24 protein-coding genes and 1 other annotated feature are annotated in these 23,556 nt (G+C 53.8%); of the genes, 12 read left to right on the forward strand and 12 right to left on the reverse strand.

The genetic code is table 11. From position 1 onward, the window contains the following. Nucleotides 1-68 precede the first annotated feature (68 nt). The 4 genes from oppB to oppF are packed head-to-tail and all read left to right on the forward strand — an operon-like array spanning nt 69 to nt 3,938. Complete coding sequence (oppB, locus tag ACTU3N_RS09395) at nt 69-989, forward strand: oligopeptide ABC transporter permease OppB (protein WP_443085856.1); 921 nt, start codon at nt 69-71, stop codon at nt 987-989. 14 nt (nt 990-1,003) lie between these two features. Continuing rightward, nucleotides 1,004-1,912: an oligopeptide ABC transporter permease OppC gene (oppC, locus tag ACTU3N_RS09400; RefSeq protein WP_443085857.1), complete on the forward strand. Its 909-nt coding sequence runs from the start codon at nt 1,004-1,006 to the stop codon at nt 1,910-1,912. 11 nt (nt 1,913-1,923) lie between these two features. Then, nucleotides 1,924-2,937: an ABC transporter ATP-binding protein gene (locus tag ACTU3N_RS09405; protein WP_443085858.1), complete on the forward strand. Its 1,014-nt coding sequence runs from the start codon at nt 1,924-1,926 to the stop codon at nt 2,935-2,937. Continuing rightward, a complete protein-coding gene (gene oppF, locus ACTU3N_RS09410; protein ID WP_443085859.1) occupies nt 2,934-3,938 on the forward strand; it encodes a murein tripeptide/oligopeptide ABC transporter ATP-binding protein OppF in 1,005 nt (334 codons plus the stop codon). Before ACTU3N_RS09405 ends, oppF begins: the two co-directional genes overlap by 4 nt. 52 nt (nt 3,939-3,990) lie before the next feature. Here the strand turns inward: oppF and ACTU3N_RS09415 are convergent, their stop codons facing one another. Beyond that, nucleotides 3,991-4,320: an HI1450 family dsDNA-mimic protein gene (locus ACTU3N_RS09415; RefSeq protein ID WP_443085860.1), complete on the reverse strand. Its 330-nt coding sequence runs from the start codon at nt 4,318-4,320 to the stop codon at nt 3,991-3,993. Nucleotides 4,321-4,348: 28 nt separating this feature from the next. Continuing rightward, on the reverse strand, nt 4,349-5,809 hold the full coding sequence (gene cls / locus ACTU3N_RS09420) for a cardiolipin synthase (RefSeq protein WP_443085861.1): 1,461 nt from the start codon (nt 5,807-5,809) through the stop codon (nt 4,349-4,351). A gap of 140 nt (nt 5,810-5,949) precedes the next feature. Here cls and ACTU3N_RS09425 point away from each other — a divergent pair, with 140 nt between their 5' ends. Both ACTU3N_RS09425 and ACTU3N_RS09430 read left to right on the forward strand, forming a co-directional pair. Further along, nucleotides 5,950-6,123 (forward strand): YciY family protein, encoded by a 174-nt coding sequence (locus tag ACTU3N_RS09425; protein ID WP_443085862.1) that lies wholly within the window; start codon nt 5,950-5,952, stop codon nt 6,121-6,123. Nucleotides 6,124-6,239: 116 nt separating this feature from the next. Further along, the gene (locus ACTU3N_RS09430; protein ID WP_443086177.1) at nt 6,240-6,578 is read left to right on the forward strand and encodes an SMR family transporter; all 339 of its coding nucleotides are present in this window, start codon (nt 6,240-6,242) and stop codon (nt 6,576-6,578) included. A 53-nt stretch (nt 6,579-6,631) separates the two neighbouring features. Here ACTU3N_RS09430 and ACTU3N_RS09435 read toward each other — a convergent pair whose 3' ends face one another. After that, entirely contained in the window at nt 6,632-6,928 is a 297-nt protein-coding gene (locus tag ACTU3N_RS09435) for a YciI family protein (RefSeq protein ID WP_443085863.1), read from the reverse strand. Between the two features lie 210 nt (nt 6,929-7,138). Between ACTU3N_RS09435 and tonB the strand changes: the two genes are divergently transcribed. Then, nucleotides 7,139-7,867 carry a TonB system transport protein TonB gene (gene tonB, locus ACTU3N_RS09440; protein ID WP_443085864.1) on the forward strand — a complete coding sequence of 243 codons (729 nt, stop codon included), beginning with the start codon at nt 7,139-7,141 and terminating at the stop codon, nt 7,865-7,867. 187 nt (nt 7,868-8,054) lie between these two features. On the opposite strand, the gene yciA is transcribed toward tonB, so the two are convergent. The 4 genes from yciA to ACTU3N_RS09460 all read right to left on the reverse strand — a co-directional run bounded on the left by yciA (nt 8,055) and on the right by ACTU3N_RS09460 (nt 10,321). Beyond that, nucleotides 8,055-8,459 (reverse strand): acyl-CoA thioester hydrolase YciA, encoded by a 405-nt coding sequence (yciA, locus tag ACTU3N_RS09445; protein WP_443085865.1) that lies wholly within the window; start codon nt 8,457-8,459, stop codon nt 8,055-8,057. Nucleotides 8,460-8,556: 97 nt separating this feature from the next. Further along, nucleotides 8,557-9,099 carry a septation protein A gene (locus tag ACTU3N_RS09450; RefSeq protein WP_443085866.1) on the reverse strand — a complete coding sequence of 181 codons (543 nt, stop codon included), beginning with the start codon at nt 9,097-9,099 and terminating at the stop codon, nt 8,557-8,559. A 49-nt stretch (nt 9,100-9,148) separates the two neighbouring features. Continuing rightward, nucleotides 9,149-9,892, reverse strand: coding sequence for a YciC family protein (locus ACTU3N_RS09455; RefSeq protein ID WP_443085867.1), 744 nt, complete (start codon nt 9,890-9,892; stop codon nt 9,149-9,151). Between the two features lie 24 nt (nt 9,893-9,916). Continuing rightward, nucleotides 9,917-10,321 (reverse strand): YkgJ family cysteine cluster protein, encoded by a 405-nt coding sequence (locus ACTU3N_RS09460; RefSeq protein WP_443085868.1) that lies wholly within the window; start codon nt 10,319-10,321, stop codon nt 9,917-9,919. 286 nt (nt 10,322-10,607) lie between these two features. On the opposite strand from ACTU3N_RS09460, the gene ompW reads away from it, so the two are divergent. Together ompW and ACTU3N_RS09470 are read left to right on the forward strand one after the other, a co-directional pair. After that, nucleotides 10,608-11,255 carry an outer membrane protein OmpW gene (gene ompW, locus ACTU3N_RS09465; protein ID WP_443085869.1) on the forward strand — a complete coding sequence of 216 codons (648 nt, stop codon included), beginning with the start codon at nt 10,608-10,610 and terminating at the stop codon, nt 11,253-11,255. Nucleotides 11,256-11,534: 279 nt separating this feature from the next. Next, complete coding sequence (locus ACTU3N_RS09470) at nt 11,535-13,910, forward strand: phosphatidylinositol-specific phospholipase C (protein ID WP_443085870.1); 2,376 nt, start codon at nt 11,535-11,537, stop codon at nt 13,908-13,910. A gap of 144 nt (nt 13,911-14,054) precedes the next feature. On the opposite strand, the gene trpA is transcribed toward ACTU3N_RS09470, so the two are convergent. From trpA to ACTU3N_RS09495, 5 genes are read right to left on the reverse strand one after another with little or no spacing between them, the layout of a single operon-like run. Further along, nucleotides 14,055-14,864 carry a tryptophan synthase subunit alpha gene (gene trpA / locus ACTU3N_RS09475; protein ID WP_443085871.1) on the reverse strand — a complete coding sequence of 270 codons (810 nt, stop codon included), beginning with the start codon at nt 14,862-14,864 and terminating at the stop codon, nt 14,055-14,057. After that, complete coding sequence (gene trpB / locus ACTU3N_RS09480; protein WP_443085872.1) at nt 14,864-16,057, reverse strand: tryptophan synthase subunit beta; 1,194 nt, start codon at nt 16,055-16,057, stop codon at nt 14,864-14,866. The genes trpA and trpB overlap by 1 nt, the downstream gene beginning before the upstream one ends. Nucleotides 16,058-16,066: 9 nt before the next feature. Then, nucleotides 16,067-17,425 carry a bifunctional indole-3-glycerol-phosphate synthase TrpC/phosphoribosylanthranilate isomerase TrpF gene (gene trpCF, locus ACTU3N_RS09485; protein WP_443085873.1) on the reverse strand — a complete coding sequence of 453 codons (1,359 nt, stop codon included), beginning with the start codon at nt 17,423-17,425 and terminating at the stop codon, nt 16,067-16,069. Nucleotides 17,426-17,427: 2 nt separating this feature from the next. Continuing rightward, nucleotides 17,428-19,023 carry a bifunctional anthranilate synthase glutamate amidotransferase component TrpG/anthranilate phosphoribosyltransferase TrpD gene (gene trpD / locus ACTU3N_RS09490; protein WP_443085874.1) on the reverse strand — a complete coding sequence of 532 codons (1,596 nt, stop codon included), beginning with the start codon at nt 19,021-19,023 and terminating at the stop codon, nt 17,428-17,430. Further along, complete coding sequence (locus ACTU3N_RS09495) at nt 19,023-20,585, reverse strand: anthranilate synthase component 1 (RefSeq protein ID WP_443085875.1); 1,563 nt, start codon at nt 20,583-20,585, stop codon at nt 19,023-19,025. The genes trpD and ACTU3N_RS09495 overlap by 1 nt, the downstream gene beginning before the upstream one ends. A 22-nt stretch (nt 20,586-20,607) precedes the next feature. Next, nucleotides 20,608-20,700 (reverse strand) — a sequence feature (Trp leader region). Between the two features lie 163 nt (nt 20,701-20,863). On the opposite strand from ACTU3N_RS09495, the gene rnm reads away from it, so the two are divergent. The 3 genes from rnm to rluB all read left to right on the forward strand — a co-directional run bounded on the left by rnm (nt 20,864) and on the right by rluB (nt 23,523). Further along, the gene (gene rnm / locus ACTU3N_RS09500; RefSeq protein ID WP_443085876.1) at nt 20,864-21,745 is read left to right on the forward strand and encodes an RNase RNM; all 882 of its coding nucleotides are present in this window, start codon (nt 20,864-20,866) and stop codon (nt 21,743-21,745) included. Continuing rightward, on the forward strand, nt 21,742-22,362 hold the full coding sequence (locus tag ACTU3N_RS09505; RefSeq protein ID WP_443085877.1) for an L-threonylcarbamoyladenylate synthase: 621 nt from the start codon (nt 21,742-21,744) through the stop codon (nt 22,360-22,362). The genes rnm and ACTU3N_RS09505 overlap by 4 nt, the downstream gene beginning before the upstream one ends. Before the next feature lie 282 nt (nt 22,363-22,644). Then, on the forward strand, nt 22,645-23,523 hold the full coding sequence (rluB, locus tag ACTU3N_RS09510) for a 23S rRNA pseudouridine(2605) synthase RluB (RefSeq protein WP_443085878.1): 879 nt from the start codon (nt 22,645-22,647) through the stop codon (nt 23,521-23,523). Nucleotides 23,524-23,556: the final 33 nt, after the last annotated feature.

Consider the following 23,556-nt stretch of genomic DNA (forward strand, 5'->3'; position numbering starts at 1 on the left):
CTTTGCGGGTTGGCGCAGCGCCGCCCGGTAGAAGATGTGTAAAAGGCACAGGCCAGAAGGTACGGGCAATGTTGAAATTTATCCTACGTCGCTGTCTTGAAGCGATCCCAACACTTTTTATTCTGATTACGATTTCGTTTTTTATGATGCGCCTTGCGCCGGGAAGCCCTTTTACCGGTGAGCGTGCGCTTTCGCCAGAGGTGATGGCGAATATCGAAGCGAAATACCACTTAAATGATCCTATCCTGACGCAGTATTTCAGCTATTTAAAACAGCTGGCGCATTTTGATTTCGGGCCGTCCTTTAAATACAAAGACTATACGGTGAACGACCTGGTGGCGGCGAGCTTCCCGGTTTCTGCGAAATTAGGCGCGGCGGCATTCTTACTGGCCGTGATTTGTGGTGTGACGGCCGGCGTGGTCGCGGCACTCAACCAAAACACCAAATGGGACTATTCGGTGATGGGGCTGGCGATGACCGGCGTGGTCATTCCGAGCTTTGTCGTGGCGCCATTACTGGTAATGATCTTCGCCATTATACTTAAATGGTTACCCGCAGGCGGCTGGAACGGCGGGGCGTTGAAATTTATGATCCTGCCCATGGTTGCGCTGTCACTGGCCTATATCGCCAGTATCGCGCGTATTACCCGCGGCTCGATGATTGAAATTCTCCATTCGAATTTTATCCGTACCGCCCGTGCAAAAGGGCTGCCGATGCGGCGGATTATTTTCCGCCACGCGCTGAAACCCGCGCTGCTGCCGGTGCTCTCTTATCTCGGCCCTGCATTTGTCGGCATTATTACCGGGTCAATGGTTATCGAAACTATCTATGGTTTGCCGGGGATCGGCCAGCTGTTCGTTAACGGTGCGCTTAACCGTGACTATTCGCTGGTGCTGAGCCTGACCATCCTGGTCGGCGCACTGACCATTATGTTTAACGCGATCGTTGATGTGCTGTATGCCGTTATCGATCCGAAGATCCGTTATTAACACTGGAGCACGCCATGATGTTAAGTAAGAAAAACAGCGAGGCGCTGGAGAACTTCAGTGAGAAACTCGACGTCGAAGGGCGCAGCCTGTGGCAGGACGCGCGCCGTCGCTTTATGCATAACCGCGCTGCGGTCGCAAGCCTTGCGGTTCTGGTGCTGATTGCCCTGTTTGTGACGCTGGCACCGATGCTGTCGCCGTTTGCCTATTTCGACACCGACTGGGGCATGATGTCCAGCGCGCCGGATACCGAGTCCGGTCACTATTTTGGTACCGACTCATCCGGGCGCGACCTGCTGGTGCGTGTCGCAATTGGCGGGCGTATTTCTTTGATGGTGGGGATTGCCGCTGCGCTGGTTGCGGTTATCGTCGGCACGCTTTACGGTTCGCTCTCAGGTTACCTGGGCGGCAAAACCGACTCGGTGATGATGCGCCTTTTAGAAATCCTCAACTCGTTCCCGTTTATGTTTTTCGTGATCCTGCTGGTCACCTTTTTTGGGCAAAACATCCTGCTTATTTTTGTGGCGATCGGGATGGTGTCCTGGCTGGACATGGCGCGTATTGTGCGTGGCCAGACGCTGAGTCTGAAGCGCAAAGAGTTTATTGAAGCTGCACAGGTGGGCGGGGTCTCCACGGCGAACATTGTGGTGCGCCACATTGTACCGAACGTGCTGGGCGTGGTGGTGGTGTATGCATCGCTGCTGGTGCCGAGCATGATCCTGTTTGAGTCCTTTCTGAGCTTCCTTGGCCTGGGGACACAGGAGCCGCTCAGTAGCTGGGGGGCGCTGCTCAGCGATGGTGCCAATTCGATGGAAGTCTCCCCGTGGCTGCTGCTTTTCCCGGCGGGTTTCCTCGTGGTCACCCTGTTTTGTTTCAACTTTATCGGCGATGGCCTGCGTGATGCCCTCGACCCGAAAGATCGTTAAGGAGCGCTGTTATGAGCATGACTGAATCCTCATTAGCGTCAACGGCGCCCCAGCAATCGAATCTTCTGCTGGATGTTAAAGATTTACGCGTGACTTTCCAGACGCCGGACGGTGATGTCACCGCGGTGAATGATTTGAATTTCTCCCTGCGCGCCGGTGAAACGTTGGGTATTGTGGGGGAGTCCGGGTCGGGCAAATCCCAGACCGCTTTTGCGCTGATGGGGCTTTTAGCCTCCAACGGGCGCATTGGCGGCTCCGCAACCTTTAACGGTAAAGAGATCCTGAATCTGCCGGAGTCGAAGCTTAACACGCTGCGCGCGGAACAGATTTCGATGATCTTTCAGGATCCGATGACGTCGCTTAACCCGTATATGCGCGTTGGCGAGCAGCTAATGGAAGTGCTGATGCTGCATAAAGGCATGAATAAAGCCGAAGCGTTCGAAGAGTCAGTGCGCATGCTGGATGCGGTAAAAATGCCCGAAGCGCGAAAGCGTATGCGCATGTATCCGCATGAATTTTCCGGCGGGATGCGCCAGCGTGTGATGATTGCCATGGCGCTTTTGTGTCGACCAAAACTGCTGATTGCTGATGAGCCAACCACGGCGCTCGACGTGACGGTTCAGGCGCAGATCATGACGTTACTTAATGAACTGAAGCGTGAATTTAACACCGCCATTATCATGATCACCCATGACCTCGGCGTGGTGGCGGGGATCTGCGATAAAGTGCTGGTGATGTATGCCGGACGCACGATGGAATACGGCAAGGCGCGTGATGTGTTTTACCAGCCAGCGCACCCGTACTCCATCGGCCTGCTCAACGCGGTGCCGCGCCTGGACGCGGAGGGCGAAGCGCTGCTGACCATTCCTGGCAACCCGCCGAACCTGCTGCGTCTGCCAAAAGGCTGCCCGTTTCAGCCGCGCTGCCCGCATGCCATGGATATTTGTACCAATGCTCCACCGCTGGAGGAGTTTGCCCCGGGCCGCTTGCGCGCCTGCTTTAAGCCGGTGGAGGAGTTAGTATGAACGCCATAATCGAAGAGAGAAAAGTCCTGCTGGAAATTGCCGATCTCAAAGTGCATTTTGACATCAAAGACGGTAAACAGTGGTTCTGGCAGCCGCCTAAAACCTTGAAAGCGGTCGATGGCGTGACCCTGCGTTTGTACGAGGGCGAAACCCTGGGCGTGGTGGGGGAATCCGGCTGCGGGAAGTCCACGTTTGCACGGGCAATTATCGGTCTTGTAAAAGCCACCGACGGTAAAGTGGCGTGGCTGGGTAAAGATCTTCTGGGGATGAAACCTGACGAGTGGCGCGATGTGCGCAGCGATATCCAGATGATTTTCCAGGACCCGCTGGCATCGCTGAACCCGCGCATGACGATTGGGGAAATTATTGCCGAGCCGCTGCGTACTTATCATCCGAAAATGGCGCGCCAGGAAGTACGCGACCGTGTCAAAGCGATGATGATGAAAGTCGGTCTGTTGCCAAACCTGATTAACCGCTACCCGCATGAGTTCTCCGGCGGGCAGTGCCAGCGAATTGGTATTGCCCGTGCGCTGATCCTTGAGCCGAAACTGATTATTTGCGACGAGCCGGTTTCGGCACTGGATGTTTCTATCCAGGCGCAGGTGGTGAACCTGCTGCAAAAATTACAGCGTGAAATGGGGCTGTCGCTGATCTTTATCGCCCATGACCTGGCGGTGGTGAAGCATATCTCCGACCGCGTGCTGGTGATGTATCTCGGCCACGCGGTGGAACTGGGCACCTATGATGAGGTGTATCAGAACCCGTTACATCCGTACACCAAAGCGCTGATGTCAGCGGTGCCGGTACCGGACCCTGATCTGGAGAAAAATAAGACCATACAGTTGCTGGAAGGGGAGCTACCCTCGCCAATCAATCCGCCGTCAGGTTGCGTTTTTCGCACCCGTTGCCCCATCGCTGGGCCGGAATGCGCGAAAACCAGGCCAGTACTGGAAGGCAGTTTCCGCCATGCGGTTTCCTGCCTGAAGGTTGACCCGCTCTGATTCAGACATAAAAAAAGGGCTGACAACGGTCAGCCCTTGCTGTTTTCGGCGATTATTCGCGCCAGAGAATATGGCAAAGTTTGTGGTCTTTTTCCCGACACAGTAACACGCGGGCAAACACATCATTGATTTCGCCGCCATCAGTATCCGCAAGCCCAATCACCACTTCGGCGAAGAAGTCCGGATTTAAATCGTAATCCACATGTTCCTGCCAGTCTTCGCCGGGATCAAACAGCTCTGCGCCGCCACGTTCTTCAAACTGCAAATTAAACAGAATGATGTCTGCCGGGTCGAGATTGTCCGCTGCCAGTTCGAGGAAGATATCGTAAGCCTGTTCGAGCGTTTCATCTTCAGTCAGGCGGTTATTCAGATCCATTTCCATGATTACCTCTTCACTTGATGGGCACGTTTTACAGCAACGGGCTAAAGAAGTAAAACAGTCGTTCAGCAATACGGTGCCAGAAAGGCCGTTTTACCCACAACCGCGCGTCCAGTAAGCGGGAGCGGGAGATGTAATCATCCTGCACTGCCGCCAGATCACCACCAAAACCGGCATCATCGATAACTAACGTTATCTCAAAGTTTAGCCACAAACTGCGCATATCAAGATTGACTGTTCCGATTAAACTCAGCTCGCCATCGACCAGCACGCTTTTGGTGTGCAAAAGCCCGCCTTCGAACTGGTAAATCTTCACGCCAGCGGCCAGCAGCTCGGTAAAGAAGGCCCGGCTCGCCCAGCCAACGAGCACGGAATCATTTTTCCTCGGCAGAATAATGCTGACATCCACGCCTCGCTGGGCAGCGGTACAAATTGCGTGCAGCAGATCGTCACTGGGCACGAAATAGGGCGTCGTCATGATCAAGTATTCACGCGAGGCATAAACGGCGGTCAACAGCGCCTGATGAATAAGATCTTCCGGGAAGCCCGGCCCTGAGGCGATGGTGTGAATAGTGTGGCCGCTGGCTTCCTCGAAAGGCATAACGTTCACATCCGGCGGCGGCGGCAGGATGCGTTTACCGGTTTCGATTTCCCAGTCGCAGGAGTAGACAATACCCATTGAGGTCGCGACAGGGCCTTCCATGCGCGCCATCAAATCCACCCATTGCCCGACCCCCGCGTCCTGTTTGAAATAGCGCGGATCGACCATATTCATGCTGCCGGTGTAGGCAATATAGTTATCAATCAGCACGATTTTGCGATGCTGGCGTAAATCCATACGGCGCAGGAATACACGCATCAGATTCACTTTCAGCGCTTCCACCACTTCGATTCCGGCGTTGCGCATCATGCCAGCCCAGGGGCTACGAAAAAACGCCACGCTACCGGCGGAGTCCAGCAGCAGGCGACAGTGGACGCCACGTCGTGCTGCGGCCATTAACGACTCCGCCACCTGATCCGCCATACCGCCGGGCTGCCAGATATAAAACACCATCTCGATATTGTGACGGGCAAGCTGAATATCACGAATCAATGCCTGCATAACATCATCAGACGAGGTGAGCAGCTGTAGCTGATTTCCTTTGACACCGGCAATGCCCTGGCGGCGCTCGCACAGGCGAAATAATGAAGAGGCGACGCTGCTGTTTTCTTCAGCAAAAATGCGTTTGAAATTTTTTAAATCTTTTAGCCATTTTGCCGTCGATGGCCACATGGCGCGTGCGCGCTCGGCCCGGCGCTTGCCCAGGTGCAGTTCTCCCAGCGAGAGATAGGCAATAATCCCCACCAGCGGCAGGATATAAATGACCAGTAGCCACGCCATGGAGGAGGTCACCGCCCGACGTTTCATCAGGATGCGCAGGGTGACGCCGGCAATCAACAGCCAGTATCCCAGAACGATTAGCCAACTTAGCACGGCATAGAAGGTGCTCATAGACAAAAAATCCTTTTTAAAACTTCGTGCAATGAGTTTACGCATACGGTTCCATCTGGCAAATAAAAACGCCGAAAAGCGCTGGTTTGCCGTAAGGGACGATCTATAATGAGCGCTCTCTTCAGAATAGAGTTGTAAAAATGAAGCGTAGTCGTACGGAAGTGGGGCGCTGGCGCATGGTTCGCCAGGCGGGCCGCCGTAAAGCACGCTGGCTGGAAGCTCAGTCGCGTCGCAATATGCGCATCCACGCCATCAGAAAATGTGGATTGAACCGCCACCGCAATGTGTTACTGTTCGCCATCTATGATTTCTGATCTCTCTGGGCACCTTTTAAGGTGCCCACTGTTATTTTGGGCGCTCGCGACTTTATAAAGCGTGAGGGCGCTTTGGGAGTCGGTGCTGCGCCTGGTGTCTACGGGGAATGACTAACATGAATAAAGAAGCGCTAATTTTTCTCGGCATTGCGATTATCAGTGAAGTCATTGCGACCACGGCGCTGAAAGCGTCGGAGAGTTTTACGCGCCTGCTTCCGGCGGCGGTCAGCGTGGCAGGTTATTGCGTGGCGTTCTGGTGCCTGACTATCCCTATGCGCACTATGCCGACAGGCGTTATTTATGCGATTTGGTCTGGTGCGGGTATTGTGCTGATTGCGGCGGTGGCCTGGTTACTGCAGGGGCAGAAGCTGGATATCGCGGCGATTGCGGGCATCGGGCTTATTATTGCTGGCGTACTCATCATTAATCTGTTTTCAAAAAGCGTGGCCCATTAACCTTTGCTGCTGTTTTGAAAGGCCCGCGTCCAGCCTGGCGGGCCTTATTATCCTCAGAAAACTTTCTTGAACGGCTTCACAATAACATTTGCGTAAACGCCTGCTGCAACGTACGGGTCTGCTTCTGCCCAGGCTTTGGCGGCATCCAGCGACTCAAACTCAGCAATCACCGTGGAGCCGGTAAAACCTGCGGCACCCGGATCGTTACTGTCAACAGCGGGCATAGGCCCGGCGGTCAGCAGGCGACCTTCATCACGCAGCAATTGCAGGCGAGCCAGATGTGCAGGGCGCACTGACGTGCGTTTTTCGAGAGAGTCAGCATTATCTTCAGCAAAAATAACGTAAAGCACAGAATACTCCTTGCCAGTCGGAAAGCTTTAACGGTATGTGAAAGGTGTGCTGACTGCAATGTAAAGATGTGCTCTTCGCTGAAAGCCCTGCGAAGTATGCGGTTTTTTTATCCGTTCAAACGATTAAATTATCCACAAAGGTGATGCGTTGTTGAATATGATTGCTATTTGCATTTAAAATCGGGGCCTGGTTTTTTAACTGACACGATTATGACTTCAATGACCCTTGATTTTCCCCGCCGCTTTCCCTGGCCAACGCTGTTGTCAGTTGGTATTCATGGAGCTGTTGTGGCAGGGCTGCTTTATACCTCGGTACATCAGGTTGTTGAATTGCCCGCCCCGGCGCAGCCTATCTCTGTGACAATGGTGGCACCGGCTGAACTGGAACCACCGAAGGCCGTCGAACCGCCTGCGCCCGTGGTGGAGCCTGAACCAGAGCCGGAACCAGAAACGCTTCCGGAACCACCCAAAGAAGCGCCGGTGGTGATAGAAAAGCCCAAGCCGAAGCCTAAACCGAAGCCCAAACCGGAGAAAAAGGTCGAGCAGCCGAAGCGGGAAGCGAAACCGGCGCAGCCGCGTCCGGCATCGCCTTTTGAGAGCAACGCACCGGCCCGCCCGGCAGCGACGCCGACATCATCAGCTGCCAGCAAACCGGCACCGTCTGTTCCGGCGGGGCCTCGCGCTCTGAGCCGTAACCAGCCGCAATACCCGGCGCGGGCGCAGGCATTGCGCATTGAAGGTCGTGTAAGAGTGAAATTTGACGTGACGTCTGATGGCCGCGTTGAGAATGTGCAGATCCTCTCCGCTCAGCCAGCAAATATGTTTGAGCGCGAAGTAAAAGCCGCGATGCGCAGATGGCGCTATGAAGCGGGTAAGCCGGGTTCAGGCCTGGTGGTAAATATTGTCTTCCGCCTTAATGGCGGGGCGTCGATGGAATAACAAAGCGGGCCGAAAGGCCCGTTTTTTTTACCTGAATCCCCTGCGTTACGCTTCTGTGCCATCACAACAATATTGGTTGCTACCAGAGTCTGCTTTTTTAGGGAATAAAATTTTTATGACTTGTACGAGAAATAGCTGGAGAGTCGGCGGCGGGTAAATGCGCATCGCCGACAAACATTATTTAATATTATGCCTGTTGGGCAGGCAAAGGGCGTGGTTTACCTTCGTTATCAACCGCCACATAAATAAATAGCGCTTCGGTTGCTTTATAACGCTGACCAATGGGTTCAGACATCACTTTTTTGACCCATACTTCGACATTAATGGTCATTGACGTATTGCCACGCTTTACGCAGCGTGCGTAACAGCACACCACATCACCAACCGCGACAGGGCGCAGAAAGGTCATACCATCAACGCGAACCGTGACCACGCGGCCATGTGCAATTTCTTTGGCCTGGATTGCGCCACCGATATCCATTTGCGACATCAACCAGCCGCCAAAAATATCGCCGTTAGCGTTAGTGTCCGCAGGCATTGCTAATGTGCGTAAAACAAGCTCTCCCTGAGGAGTCTCCTGAATGGTGCTCATTTCTATCTCTTCTGTGATGAGGGATTTTAGCGGGATGCTACTACGAAACTGCACAGGCGGGAAGAAAAAAGCCAGGCTGTGCGGCCTGGCTTCACGATCAGGATTTGTCTTCCTGTTGTGGCATATGGCGGTAGATATAAACACCGCTCAGCAGCGTAAAGATAAGTGTCAATGCGGTTAAGCCGAAGACTTTAAAATTCACCCAGATATTTTGCGGTAACCAAAACGCGATATAGATATTAGCCAGCCCGCAAAGGATGAAAAACAGCGCCCACGCAATATTCAGCTTCGACCAGACGGCATCAGGCAGCGTCAGCTCTTTACCGAGCATCCGCTGGATCAACGGTTTTTTCATGATCCACTGGCTGAACAGCAGAGCGCCAGCAAACAAACCATAAATCACCGTTACCTTCCATTTAATAAACTCATCATTATGGAAGAAAATAGTCAGCCCACCGAAAACGGCGACCAGGACAAAGGTAATCAGCGCCATTTTTTCCACTTTGCGATAGCGCACCCAGCTGTAAATCAGCACGACAGCCGTTGCCACTATCAGGGCAGAGGTGGCCGCATAAATGTCATACAGTTTGTAAAAAGCGAAAAAAATGACCAGCGGGAGAAAATCAAGAAACTGCTTCATTCTACGATTCCATCAAAAGAGGGCCGCCCGTGCGGGGCAGCCGGAATGTTCATGGGCGCATCAGCATATAAAGGCGATACATATAAATAAGCAGCGCCGCCGAGATTAAGTTACTGATGGTATTCGCGATAACTGCGCCAACTTCCGGGGTAAAAACAGCCAGATGATGCGCAGACATCAAAAGCAGTGTTTTCGCCAGCAGCCAGCCCATCACAGCCGGGGCAACGACACGCATATTAGACCAGCCCATGCGCATACTGTTGCGCATAGCGGCGAAAATACCCATCTTGCCTTGCACCAGCATCACCGGGGCGAACGCGAGCAGAATGGCCATAATAACGCCGGGCACAATAATAAACATAATGCCTATCTGCACGATAAAGGTACTTAGCAAAATCAACAGCAGCAGTTTTGGCAGCAGTGGGGCGCTGGCGCCAATTGCACGCAGGGCGCTGACGCGATGGCCTGCAGAAACCATCTGGATCAATAACAGCACGCCGCCAACCAGAATCGCGTTACCAATAAGCCCGGAAAAGGTAGAGGCTGCCGATGCGCGCAACAGAACACGTTGCTGCTCCGGTGTCATGTTCTGTACCAGCTCGAACAGGCCAACGCTTGCGGTCAGATTGTCTCCTTCGCTCAGGATGGCAAGCTGCTCTTTACCGGGTGAAAAGGCGTGCCCAAGTACAGCCGTAATAAAGGCACACAAAAGCGCGATCAGCAAAATCGTTATAAACTGATTACGAAAAAAATTTCCCGTGTCACGGTAAACGGACTTCGCCGTGATAGACATGCACTCTCCTTGAGTATTGCGATGTTAAATATCAGGTAATTGTACCCTGGATACATCCCCAGTGGCAGCATCCGTGCTTGTATGGAAAAGCATATCTTTGTAAAGAGGCGCTAAACCGTAACGGGCGCGGGCGCGATCGCAGGCTTCGTTGATTTGCCCGTTCTCACCCGACATCGGAAATTCCCGGCAGGGCGACGGGCGATTTGTGTAGATAGTGCAGCGAGCCGATTCACCCGGCGTACCTTCGAGCGCCTCGCAGCGGCACTGTTTTTGGTTGGTGCCGGACATACAGCGCAAAAAAGGGCTGAGCTGCTCGGTAAGATGAGCAGGAACAGGACCGCCCGCATCATCGGCTTCGGCCCAGTAGAAAGAGACACGAAAATAAGCACAACAGGCTCCGCACGACATGCACGGATTGAGATCGCTCATAGTGCACCTGCAATTCATTACGTATCAACACGAATAATAAGGTCACTAAACTATCCCTGCCGGGGGTGGTGCGCAAGTGGCCAGTGTGGGAATTTTTTATATTGCTCACGGCCTGAAAATTGATGTAAGTCCAAAATATAAAAATCGCACTCGCGAGTAAAAATTATCTCAGATCAATGAATGTTAAATTACCGCATTAAGTGTGATCTCTGCTGGATCACTTTGTACTTAGTTGTGGGTATATTCACGGCGCGATAAACATAAAAAACTTAACGATGGAGTGGATATGAAGAAATTAGCTGTGGCAGCGTTGATCCTGGGTAGTTTCTCCGGTGGTGCTTATGCGCATGATGCTGGCGAATTTTTCCTCCGCGCGGGGAGCGCCACCGTACGTCCTACAGAAGGCTCCGATGGCGTTCTTGGCAGTCTGGGTGTGAATGTCAGCAACAATACGCAGTTAGGCTTGACGATGACGTATATGGCGACCGAAAACGTCGGTATTGAGCTACTGGCAGCGACACCGTTCCGCCATCGCGTTGGAACAGAAAAGACCGGCGATATCGCGACCGTGCATCATTTGCCGCCAACCCTGATGGCACAGTGGTATTTTGGTGATGCCAACAGTAAAGCGCGTCCCTATGTTGGTGTTGGGGTTAACTACACCACGTTCTTTGACGAGAAATTCAACGATACCGGTAAATCCGCCGGGCTTTCAGATTTGAGCATGAAATCTTCCTGGGGTGCTGCCGGGCAGGTTGGCCTTGATTATCTCATCAACCGTGACTGGCTGCTGAATATGTCCGTCTGGTATATGGATATTGACAGCAAAACGAAATTTAAATCTGATGGTACGGTACTGGCGGCGGGCAGTTACAGTAATAATGTCCGTCTTGATCCCTGGGTGTTTATGTTTTCCGCAGGTTATCGTTTCTGATTTAAAATATATAATTTCAATTAAACTGGTCGCTTGCGGCCAGTTTTTTATTCCGGCATGGTTATTTTAATATTCTGATTGCGTCTTTTAAAAAGTAATTAATAAATATTATTATTCATTATCAAGATCATAAATGTGCATTGAATTGCGTAGAGTTAAATTTTGTTTTTTATTAATAAACATCCTTTTCGGAAATATCAGTGACAGGACTTTGCTATACCGTTAAGCACGGCAGCGAAAATATTTGCTGATATTCAATCTTGCCGGAAGGATAATATAATGAGCGAATCAGATTATGAAACTCCCGATACGGGCCAGCAACCTGCACCACCGGCTCCTGCTGCGGCGCGGCAGGTTTCCATTACGCTAAATAACTTTTCCAGCTCAGTATTACATCTGCGTGGTTCCAGTGTATCGCACGGTATCTTTAATCCAGGCCCGCCGGAAACGATTTATGCAGGCACCTCGGCGAGCTGGCAGGCCGAGTCAGCAGGTTTTGCAACCGGAACAGAAGGCTACACATGGTATGTGCCGGAAGACGGCATCACGGAGTTTGAACTGTACTGGAATAATCCGGCGGTGGGGTCGAACTCCTACGGCAGTACAATGAAAAATGGTAATGCAGAGGTCTGGAGCATATCGGATGCAGGCACAGCCGGAAACGCCTCCAGTGTGGTCTACAGTGTCTATGAGAAGGTGCAACAATGGAGCGCTTCCTCATGGATGAAAGGCATCGAGGACAGCCGATCATTAGGCAATTTATCCATCCCCGGAACGCATGACTCCGGAGCAACCTACTCGCCGGACGGCGATATTATTGGCGTTATTATTGCTCAGGATCAAACCATCACCCAGCAATTAAACAGCGGTATTCGCTTTCTGGATATCCGCTGCCGGGTGGTAAACGGCGTATTTACCATTCATCATGACCTCGTCTATCAGAATATAAACTTTGGGGATGTGCTGAATGCCTGCGTGGGTTTTTTGTCGGCGCATCCATCCGAAACCATACTGATGCGAATTAAGCAGGAATATTCCACAGCCAGCAATGCAGAATTTAACGCTATTTTTGATAACTACCATTCTTCGTACTCAGGTTATTTATATACCGGATCACAGGTGCCCACGCTGGGCGAGGTAAGGAAAAAAAACGTTATTATTTCTAATGTCGGGGGGCTGCCCGGCATACAGTGGAATTCCATGGTGGTGCAGGACAATTATAACCCGTCTGGCGGTATCGCTGAGAAGAGAGATTCTATTTCAGACAACCTCTCTGCCGCCATCACCGATCATTCTAAAGGTGGTGACAGGCTGTATCTAAACTTTATCAGTAAGCAGGGCGAGCCGCTGGTACAGACAATTAATCAGGCCGCCTCGAAATTAAACCCGGCCTTTCTGACGTTATTGGGTGAAAAGAAAGCACCGGTTGCCATAGGTATCGGCATTATTGCAATGGATTTCCCCAACCGTACGGGTGGGGCTATACAGGTCATTATTAATTCGAACTTCCGGCTGGTAAATGAAAACTTTTATTCGCTCAGGCAGAAAAAAATCCCGCGGGTGGGCACGCCCAGCACCGTCACGATAAACTTTACCTTTACCACGGATAATCGAGGTGCGGTGCCGGACTCACGGCTGCATTTCGTGGCCCCTCCGGGCACACATATTTATGCGGTCTCTTACCAGCCACCGGAACGGCTGACGATTTCCGGCGATGGTAAGACGGCGGATGTGTATGCCCCGGACGATAATACTTCCTGGACAGCGGATCGTTCGGTTGTTTTGGCTGTACACAGTGACGCGGATGTGGGCAAACTATTAACGGGATCCATTCAGTACTTTACCGCCGAAGGGGTTCCGGGTGCACAGTGTGAACTGAGCGTCGCCACACTGTCCCATACGCTCAGCCTCTCACAAACGTATTTTAAAGTAATGCCGGGCGATACGGTCCAGCTTGAAGTCAGCCTGGAGCCAACCAACGTTTCCCCGCCGGCAAAAACCAGGGTTACATTAGAATTGCCACCCCATACAACCATTGCGGATGTTATTGCCTCCGACAATTTTATTTTGGCCAGCTTCCCGTGGGGTGCAACAACATTAACGCTGCAAGCCTGGATTGAAGGTGTGTATTTCAATGCCCTGGTGCTAATAAAAGTAGAGAATGATGCGCCGATGGACGTAGAGCTGCCGGTGTACGTTACCCATATCCCTGTTAATGGTAGTGCAGGGGACTCGGATATAGTGACCTTGCATACTGCCTCAGAAGGTTTTGTTGAAGCAGATAGCGGAACCCCAGCCTTTTTAATGGATCCGGGGGGAACCAGTACCATGACAGTTGGGTTGATTACTTCAGATAATCCTGCAACACCGGGTTCAAGAATTCATATTACCGTTCCGGAATATGTAAGAATTGTGGACATGTCCCACAGTGACTATGAAGTACTATCTATTGCAGCCGATGGCAGAAGCGCAGATGTGATAGCCGTCGAGGGCGACGGCCCCTGGGAAAGAAACAGGACGATCACTGCAACGTTAAGCAGCGATGCGCCGGAAAATTATGCAGGGATAGGTTACCTTCGGTTTTATGGACCGACAGGCCTGGAAGCATCAAATTACGCCTATGCTTTCGTCTTGCCTGCGGGTAACGGAGAATAATATAGAAATATCCCGCTTTTCCGGCGGTATATAAGAATTCGGTTTTATGGTCCGACGGGTCTGCAGGCACCTAATGGCGGTGGCATCGCTATAACCGTGCCCAAAGGTTAAACCAACGCCGCCTTTTTCAGGCGGCGTTTTCACTTAACGCGCCAGCGTTGCCGCTTTTAGTCCCTGCACGAAACGTTTAAGCTCTGCCAGCATCGCCTCGGGCTTCTCCAGGTTTTTCTCGATAATTTTTACAATCGCTGAGCCTGAAATCGCCCCGGCAGCCCCGGCGTCGATAGCCGCGGTGACCTGCTCGGGCGCTGAAATGCCAAAGCCCTGCAGCGGTGGTGCCGCGTGGTATTCGGTCAGCTTTTCCACCAGATGATGCAGCGGCAGCGCAGCCCGGTTTTCCGCGCCGGTCACGCCTGCGCGCGATAACAAATAAGTGTAGCCACGGCCATACGAGGCTATCTGGCGCAGCAACTCATCGTCGGCATTCGGCGGGCAGATAAATATCGGCGCGATATTGTGGCGCATCGCGGCCTGGCGAAACGGCGCCGACTCTTCTACCGGCACATCCGCGACCAGTACCGAATCAACCCCGGCTTGCGCGCAGCGTGCGTAAAACTCATCAATACCCCTGCTGAATACAAGATTGGCATACATCAGCAGACCAATCGGGATAGTCGGATGCTTCTGGCGGATAGCGGCGAGCATTTCGAAGCACTGGTCAGGCGTAACGCCAGCGGCAAAAGCACGCAGCGTCGCGTTCTGGATAGTCGGGCCATCCGCCAGCGGATCGGAAAACGGGATGCCCAGCTCCAGCGCATCCGCGCCGGCTTCGATAAGCGTATCAATAATTTTCAGCGACTGCGCGGGCGACGGATCGCCAAGCGTAACAAAGGGGACGAAAGCACCTTCCTTGCGAGCATGCAGCGTCTTAAACAGCGTCTCATAGCGTTCCATTAGATTTCCCCTCGCGCTTTCAGAATATCATGTACGGTAAAAATATCTTTGTCGCCACGCCCGGAGAGATTCACCACCAGCAGTTGTTCTTTTTCCGGGTACTCGCGCATCATTTTAAGCGCGTGGGCGAGGGCATGCGATGATTCCAGCGCCGGGATAATCCCTTCGTGCCGACACAGCGTTTTAAACGCATCCAGCGCTTCATCATCCGTAATTGAGACATACTCCGCGCGGCCGGTGCTGTTGAGCCATGCATGTTGCGGCCCTACGGACGGGAAATCCAGCCCGGCAGAAATGGAGTAAGATTCTTCAATCTGGCCATCATCGGTCTGCATCATCGGCGATTTCATGCCGAAATAGATGCCAACGCGACCATGTTTCAGCGGCGCGCCGTGCTCGCCGGTTTCGATACCGTGCCCGGCAGGCTCTACGCCAATCAAACCGACCCCGGCCTCATCAATAAAATCAGCAAACATACCGATAGCGTTAGAACCGCCGCCGACACAGGCGATCACCGCATCCGGCAGACGACCTTCTTTTTCGAGAATTTGCGCTTTGGTCTCTTCGCCAATCATGCGCTGGAACTCACGCACGATAGTCGGGAACGGATGAGGGCCAGCCGCGGTGCCCAGCATATAGTGCGCTTTTTCGTAACTGCCAGACCAGTCGCGCAACGCTTCGTTACAGGCATCTTTCAGGGTCGCCGACCCGCTGTGTACCGGGATAACTTCCGCGCCCATAAGACGCATACGAAAGACGTTTGGCGACTGGCGCTCCACATCTTTCGCGCCCATATAGATGCGGCATTTCAGCCCGAGCAGGGCGCTGGCGAGCGCAGAGGCAACACCGTGCTGGCCTGCGCCGGTTTCAGCGATTATCTCTGTTTTACCCATTCGTTTAGCGAGCAACGCCTGGCCAAGAACCTGGTTCGTCTTGTGCGCGCCACCGTGCAACAGATCTTCACGTTTCAGATAGAGCGTGGTACGGGTACCCGCAGTGATATTCTGACAGCGGGTCAGGGCGGTCGGACGCCCGGCGTAATTTTTCAGCAGATCGTTAAACTGGTGCTGAAATTCGCTATCACTTTGCGCGCTTACAAACGCTTCTTCCAGCTGGCGCAGGGCGGGCATCAGGATCTGCGGAACATACATGCCGCCAAATTCGCCGAAATAAGGGTTCAGTAGTGTTGTCATTTGGTTTCCTTAATAAGCTCGTAGCGTGCGAAACACCGAGGCCAGTTTGCTGGCGTCTTTAATACCCGGTTGCGACTCGACGCCAGAATTAAAATCAAGACCGGCGCAGCCGGACACTGCCGCCTGCACGCAATTATCTGCCCCAAGACCACCAGCGAGCAGCACATTATCCAGAGCTTCTCCCGCCAGCAATGACCAGTCGAAACGCTGGCCGCTACCGCCCTGGCCGTTATCAAGCACGTATTTATCCACCTGCTGAAGATTACGCGGCGGCAGGCTTTCGCCAACGCTGAGCGCTTTCCAGATTTGTGTTGTCGCGCCAAGCTGCTCGCGCAACGCATCGATATAGGTCTGATCTTCCTCCCCGTGCAACTGCACGGCATGCAGCGACAGTTTCTCAGCGATTGCCGCTACCTCTTCAGGCGGGGCATCGCGAAAGACGCCGACATAGTGCAGCGGCGCACCCTTCATCACCTCGCGGGCCTGTGTTTCATCAACGACACGAGGCGATGTGGGGACAAAAATCAGCCCACCGTAAATAGCACCTGCATCGTAAGCGGCGCGGGCATCTTCGGGGCGGGTTAGTCCGCACACTTTGTTCTCGCCCAGCAGCACGCGCTTCACCGCTAAGTCCAGATCGTCGTGCGCCATCAGCGCTGAGCCAATCAAAAACCCATTGGCAAAGTGGCTCAGTTCTCGCACCTGAGCATAGGTATTGATCCCCGACTCGCTGATAACCGTTACGCCCGCGCCGAGACGAGGCGCAAGCTGGCGGGTCCGGTTCAGATCGATGGAGAGATCGCGCAGATCGCGGTTATTGATGCCGACGACTTTTGCCTCCAGCGCAATCGCCCGCTCAAGTTCTGCTTCGTTACTGACCTCGGTCAGCACCCCCATGTCCAGGCTATGCGCAACCGCGGCGAGCTGGCGGTACTGCTCGTCGTTAAGTACGGAAAGCATTAACAGGCAGGCATCGGCCTGATAATAGCGCGCAAGCCAGATCTGGTAAGCGTCGATAATAAAGTCTTTGCACAATATCGGCTGCGGCGCGATAGCACTGACCACCGGCAAAAAGTCAAAGCTGCCCTGAAAGTATTTCTCATCGGTCAGTACCGAGATAGCGGAGGCGTGATGCTTATACACACCGGCGATGCGCGCCGGGTCAAAATCGTCGCGAATGACACCTTTAGAGGGTGAGGCTTTTTTACACTCCAGGATAAATGCGGTGCGCGTTCCTTGCAGCGCATCATAAAAACGCCGGGTGCTGGGAACCACCTCATTCTGGAAATCAGCCAGCGGCTGTTGCGCTTTGCGCGCGGTTACCCATAAGGCTTTATCGGCAACAATTTTTGCTAAAACGGTCTGCATGTTTACCCTCTTGCCGCGAGCGCGGTGACTTTGTCATAAGCTGCACCACTGCGCAGCACATCAATAACTTTTTGCGCGTTAACCTGTAAATCCTCTTCGCCATGCAGACGCATCAACATGGCGACGTTGGCGGCCACTGCGGCTTCATGGGCAGGCTCACCTTTACCCTGGAGCAAGCGTGTCAAAATGTCACGGTTTTCTTCCGGCGTGCCGCCTGCCAGCGCCTCCTGATGGTAGGGCGTCAGGCCAAAATCTGCCGCCGTCAGTTGGTAGCTTTTGATTTCGCCGTCGTGCAGCTCTGCGACCAGCGTCGGTGCATGCAGCGACACTTCATCCATACCGCCGCTGTGCACCACCGCCGCGCGCTGATAACCGAGCACGCGCAGGGTTTCCGCAATCGGCAGCACCAGTTCTGAACTATAGACACCAATCAGCGCCAGCGGAGGATGCGCCGGGTTGATAAGCGGCCCCAGCACGTTAAACAGCGTGCGGGTCTTCAGCTGCTGGCGGACCGGCATCGCATGGCGAAAACCGGTGTGGTATTTCGGGGCGAACAGAAAACACACGCCCAGGTCATCCAGCGCAGCGCGCGACTTGTCGGCACTCATGTCCAGGTTGATGCCGAACGCGGCCAGCAGGTCAGATGAGCCTGAACGGCTCGATACGCTGCGATTGCCGTGTTTGGCGACTTTCAGTCCGCACGCTGCCGCGACAAAGGCGCTGGCGGTGGAGATATTAATACTGTTGCTGCCATCTCCCCCGGTTCCCACGATATCAGCGAAGGCGTACTCCGGGCGCGGGAACGGCGCGGCATTTTCCAGTAGCGCAGTGGCCGCGCCCGCTATCTCGTTCGGGTGCTCGCCACGGATTTTCATGCTCACCAGTGCTGCGGCCAGTTGTTCGGGTTTTATTTCGCCGCGCACAACGGCGGAAAAAAGCTGGTGGCTCTCCTGCTGCGTCAGGGTTTGCGCTTGATAGAGTTTTTCCAGAATCGGTTGCAGGGTGTTGGTTTGCTCCAGTTTTTGCAGCGCCCATGCCAGCGTTTGCTCCAGCAGGCGAGCGCCCTGGGTGGTAAGAATAGACTCAGGATGAAACTGGAAGCCGCACACCCGGTCGGCGTCGTGGCGCACCGCCATCACCATCCCGTCGAAGTGTGCGTTAATCGTCAGACCCGCCGGGATATTGCTGCCAACCAGTGAATGATAGCGCGCGACCGGTAGCGGATTGCTTAACCCCGCAAACATGGCCTGGCCGTCGTGCTCAATGCTGGAGGCCTTGCCGTGCAGGATTTCACCCCCCTGGCCTACGTAGCCGCCATAGGCTTCAACAATGGCCTGATGACCAAGACAGATACCAATAATCGGCAACTTGCCGCGCATCCGCGTCAACAGCTCCGGCATGCAGCCAGCTTCGGAAGGCGCACCGGGACCAGGGGAGAGCATCAGCACCGGGTTTTGCATCGTTGCCAGACGGTCAATTAAGGTTTGTGCCGGAACATGGTTGCGATAAATCACCACATTGTGCCCGCCCGTACGCAGCTGATCCGCCAGGTTATAAGTAAAGGAATCGATATTATCGAGCAGCAGAATGTCAGCCATCAGAAAGTCTCCTGTGCGTGATGTGCGGTCGCGATAGCGCGCAGAACTGCGCGGGCTTTGTTGCGTGTTTCATCCGCTTCGGATTGCGGCACAGAATCCAGCACGATCCCCGCGCCGGCCTGAACGGTGGCAATGCCGTCCTCCACCCAGGCTGAGCGAATAACGATGCAGGTATCCAGATCGCCGCTGGCGGTGAAGTAACCCACTGCGCCGCCATAGCTGCCGCGCCGCGTTCCTTCGGCGCTGGCAATAAGCTGCATGGCGCGCACTTTCGGCGCACCGCTGAGTGTGCCCATGTTCATGCAAGCGCGGTAAGCGTGCAGAACGTCCAGATCCTGGCGCAGCTCGCCAACGACGCGGGACACCAGGTGCATCACGTAGGAATAACGATCGACTTTTGTTAAATCCGCGACATAACGGCTGCCCGGCGTGCAGATGCGCGCCAGGTCGTTACGCGCCAGATCCACCAGCATCAGGTGCTCAGACAGCTCTTTGTGATCGGTACGCATATCAAGCTCTATGCGGCTGTCGAGATCTCTGTCGAGCGAACCATCAGGGCGGCGACCGCGCGGGCGGGTGCCAGCAATCGGGTAGATCTCAATCTGGCGGCTGCAGGCGTCATACTTCAGCGAACTTTCCGGCGATGCGCCGAACAGCGTGAAATCTTCATCCTGCATAAAGAACATATACGGGCTGGGATTGCTCTTTTTCAGCACATCGTAAGCGGCGAGCGGCGAGGGGCAGGGCAAGGTAAAGCGGCGCGAAGGTACAACCTGGAAAATTTCCCCGGCGCGGATGGCTTTTTGCATCTCACGCACCACGGCGCCAAACTCTTCATCGCTCTGATTACATTCACAGCGCATATGCGGCACGCTCTGCACAGGCAGTGGGGGGGCGTCGTTTTCCATCTCATGCTGTAACGAATCGATACGCGCCAGCAGGCGGGCTTTTTCTTCGGCGTCGTCGCTAAACAGGCTCGCCTGAATGCGGGTTTGCTGTTTCTGATGATCGATAACTAAAAGCGTTTCGGCGAGATAAAAGCAGTAATCCGGGCAACGGCGATCTTGCTCAAGCGGCGGAAGCGCTTCAAAACCCGCGACCAGGTCATAGGCAAACAGGCCGCCGAAAAACATCGCTTCGCGCTCATCAGCGGGCACATCCAGCAGACCCTGCAACAGACGAAACGCATCAAAAACAGATAATGAACAGAGGCGGGCGTCTTCATCCAGCAGCGCGCTCACCGCAGGGAAACGCAGCATGCGGCCATTTTCAAGCCGTGTGTTTTCGACTCCGGCGGGCAGCGCGGCATCCAGTAATGCCAGCAGCGACGCGCCGTTTGCAGTGAGTGCTTTTATCGTGACAGTGTCACCGAGAGCGGTAATACGCAACGCGCTATCAATCAGCAGCAGGCTTTTTAAATCATTTTTGCTGTCGATATCCGCTGACTCAAGCAGCAGCGTGGCGGGTCTGTCGCTGCATAATTGGTGAAACAGCGCCGTCGGGCTACCCCGGTAGCTGGCGTTGCAGGTAAGAAGTTCGAGTGCTGGTTTTTGCGTTTGCATGGAGATTCTCATTATTATGTTCATAAAAAAGCCCGCGTTTTAAGCGGGCCTGGTATCGGTATGCTGAATACGCATGTGATCACAGCCCGGCTAAGGGAGTGCGCCACCAGCGGATGAGATGAGCAGAAGCGTGCATTTTTCGATACCTTTCTTGTGTGAACTTGTGTACTAGTTAACTGGTTCGTTGATAAAAAGTCAACACGCTAATTTAGAAAATGTTAACTCTGCGGTGTGTTAGGCTATGCGCTGGATATTTCAGTTAAATGAGCGGAGCCGCTTTGAGCGACACGAATTACGCCACAATTTACGACCTGCACAGCCATACCACGGCTTCTGACGGTCTTCTTACCCCGGAACAACTGGTTCACCGCGCGCTGGAAATGCGCGTAGGGACGCTGGCTATCACCGATCACGACACAACCGATGCTATCCCGGCGGCGCAGGCGGAAATCGACAAAGCAGGGCTGACCCTGAAACTGATCCCTGGCGTGGAAATCTCTACGCTCTGGGAAAACCATGAAATCCATATTGTTGGCCTGAATATTGATATCGACCACCCGGCGATGCGCGCGTTTTTACAGCAGCAAAGTGAAAGGCGTATGGCGCGTGCGCGACTGATTGCAGAGCGGCTGGAAAAAGCGCATATCACCGGCGCGTGGGAAGGGGCGCTGCGGCATGCAAACGGCGCGATGATCACCCGTGGTCATTTTGCCCGTTTTCTGGTTGAACAAGGTAAAGCCAGCAATATGGCGGATGTCTTTAAAAAGTACCTTGCGCGCGGCAAAACAGGTTATGTTCCGCCACAGTGGTGTACAATAGAACAAGCCATTGATGTGATTCATCATTCTGGCGGAGCGGCGGTGCTGGCCCATCCGGGGCGCTATAACCTGTCCGCGAAATGGCTAAAAAGATTGCTGGCGCATTTTGCTCAAAGCGGCGGCGAGGCGATGGAAGTCGCCCAGTGCCAGCAGGCTCCCAATGAACGTACGCAGCTTGCCGCGTATGCGCAGCACTATGGTTTGCTGGCCTCACAAGGATCGGATTTCCATCAGCCTTGTCCATGGATTGAACTGGGGCGCAAACTCTGGCTTCCGGCAGGTGTCGAGGGGGTGTGGCTTCAGTGGGAGCAGCCGCGGAATCAAACAGAGAGGGAAGCATGAGTCAATTTTTTTATATACATCCGGATAATCCTCAGCCGCGTCTGATTAACCAGGCGGTGGAAATTGTGCGTAAGGGCGGGGTGATTGTTTATCCCACCGACTCTGGTTATGCGTTGGGATGTAAAATCGAAGATAAAGGCGCGATGGAGCGTATTTGCCGCATTCGCCACCTGCCTGATGGCCATAACTTTACGCTAATGTGCCGCGATCTGTCGGAGCTGTCGACTTACGCTTATGTGGATAACATTGCCTTTCGTCTTATCAAAAACAACACGCCGGGCAACTACACGTTTATCCTCAAGGGCACCAAAGAGGTGCCGCGCCGTTTGCTTCAGGAGAAGCGCAAAACCATTGGCCTGCGGGTGCCTTCGAACCCGATTGCGCTAGCTTTGCTAGAAACTCTGGGTGAGCCAATGCTCTCAACATCGTTGATGCTGCCAGGCAGCGATTTTACCGAGTCCGACCCGGATGAAATCAAAGACCGGCTGGAAAAGCTGGTGGATTTGATTATTCACGGTGGCTATCTGGGTCAGCAACCGACAACGGTCGTTGATTTAACCGATGATTCGCCGAACGTTATCCGCGAAGGCGTCGGCGACGTTACGCCTTTTTTATAACGGTGTAAAAGGGCCTGCATGCACTGCATGGCCCTGAGCGTAAAGTTCCCGCGTCCTGCCTCAATACGCGTTGCATTCGCAACGCCGTTTCGCGCGTCAGTAGCAGAGGCAATTAATTTGAAATTAGTGTACCATTGCCGGCCACATAAACAGGTGCGCCGGGATTGCCATACGAGCACCGGCATCTGTGGTTAAAAAATTTACGTATAACAAGGCATTAACTTTGCGTTTGTTGTACATGAATACAATGACGTCTGTGAAGGCGACAGCTAAGGAAGCTCTATGAGCGAGAAATTACAGAAAGTGCTGGCACGAGCTGGCCACGGTTCACGCCGTGAAATCGAAACGATTATTGAAGCTGGCCGCGTAAGTGTGGACGGCAAAATAGCCAAACTGGGCGACCGTGTTGAGGTTACGCCTGGGCTTCGGATCCGTATCGACGGTCATCTTATCTCGGTGAAAGAGTCCGTTGAGCAGATCTGCCGCGTGCTGGCGTATTACAAACCTGAGGGCGAGCTATGCACCCGTAACGACCCGGAAGGCCGCCCGACGGTGTTTGACCGCTTGCCGAAACTGCGCGGCGCGCGCTGGATTGCGGTTGGCCGTCTTGACGTAAATACTTGCGGTCTGCTGCTGTTCACGACCGATGGCGAGCTGGCTAACCGGTTGATGCATCCGAGCCGTGAAGTTGAGCGTGAGTACGCGGTACGCGTGTTTGGCGAAGTGGATGACGCCAAACTGCGTGAACTGGCGCGCGGCGTGCAGCTGGAAGATGGCCCGGCGGCATTCAAAACCATTAAATTCAGCGGTGGTGAAGGGATCAACCAGTGGTATAACGTCACCCTGACCGAAGGGCGTAACCGCGAAGTGCGTCGCCTGTGGGAAGCCGTTGGCGTGCAGGTGAGCCGACTGATCCGCGTGCGCTACGGTGATATTCCACTGCCGAAAGGGCTGCCGCGCGGTGGCTGGACGGAGCTTGATCTGTCGCAAACTAACTACCTGCGTGAGCTGGTGGGCCTGAAACCGGAAACGCAGTCAAAAGTCGCGGTTGAGAAAGATCGCCGCCGCCTGAAAGCGAATCAAATCCGCCGGGCCGTAAAACGCCATAGCCAGCCTGCCGGTAATCGCCGCGCAGCCGGTAGCCGCGGTAAAAACGATTAACAAAAAGGGGCGCAAGCCCCTTTGTCGTCTCTG

Source organism: Vagococcus sp. WN89Y (genome assembly GCF_052220145.1).
Lineage (GTDB): Bacteria > Pseudomonadota > Gammaproteobacteria > Enterobacterales > Enterobacteriaceae > Kosakonia.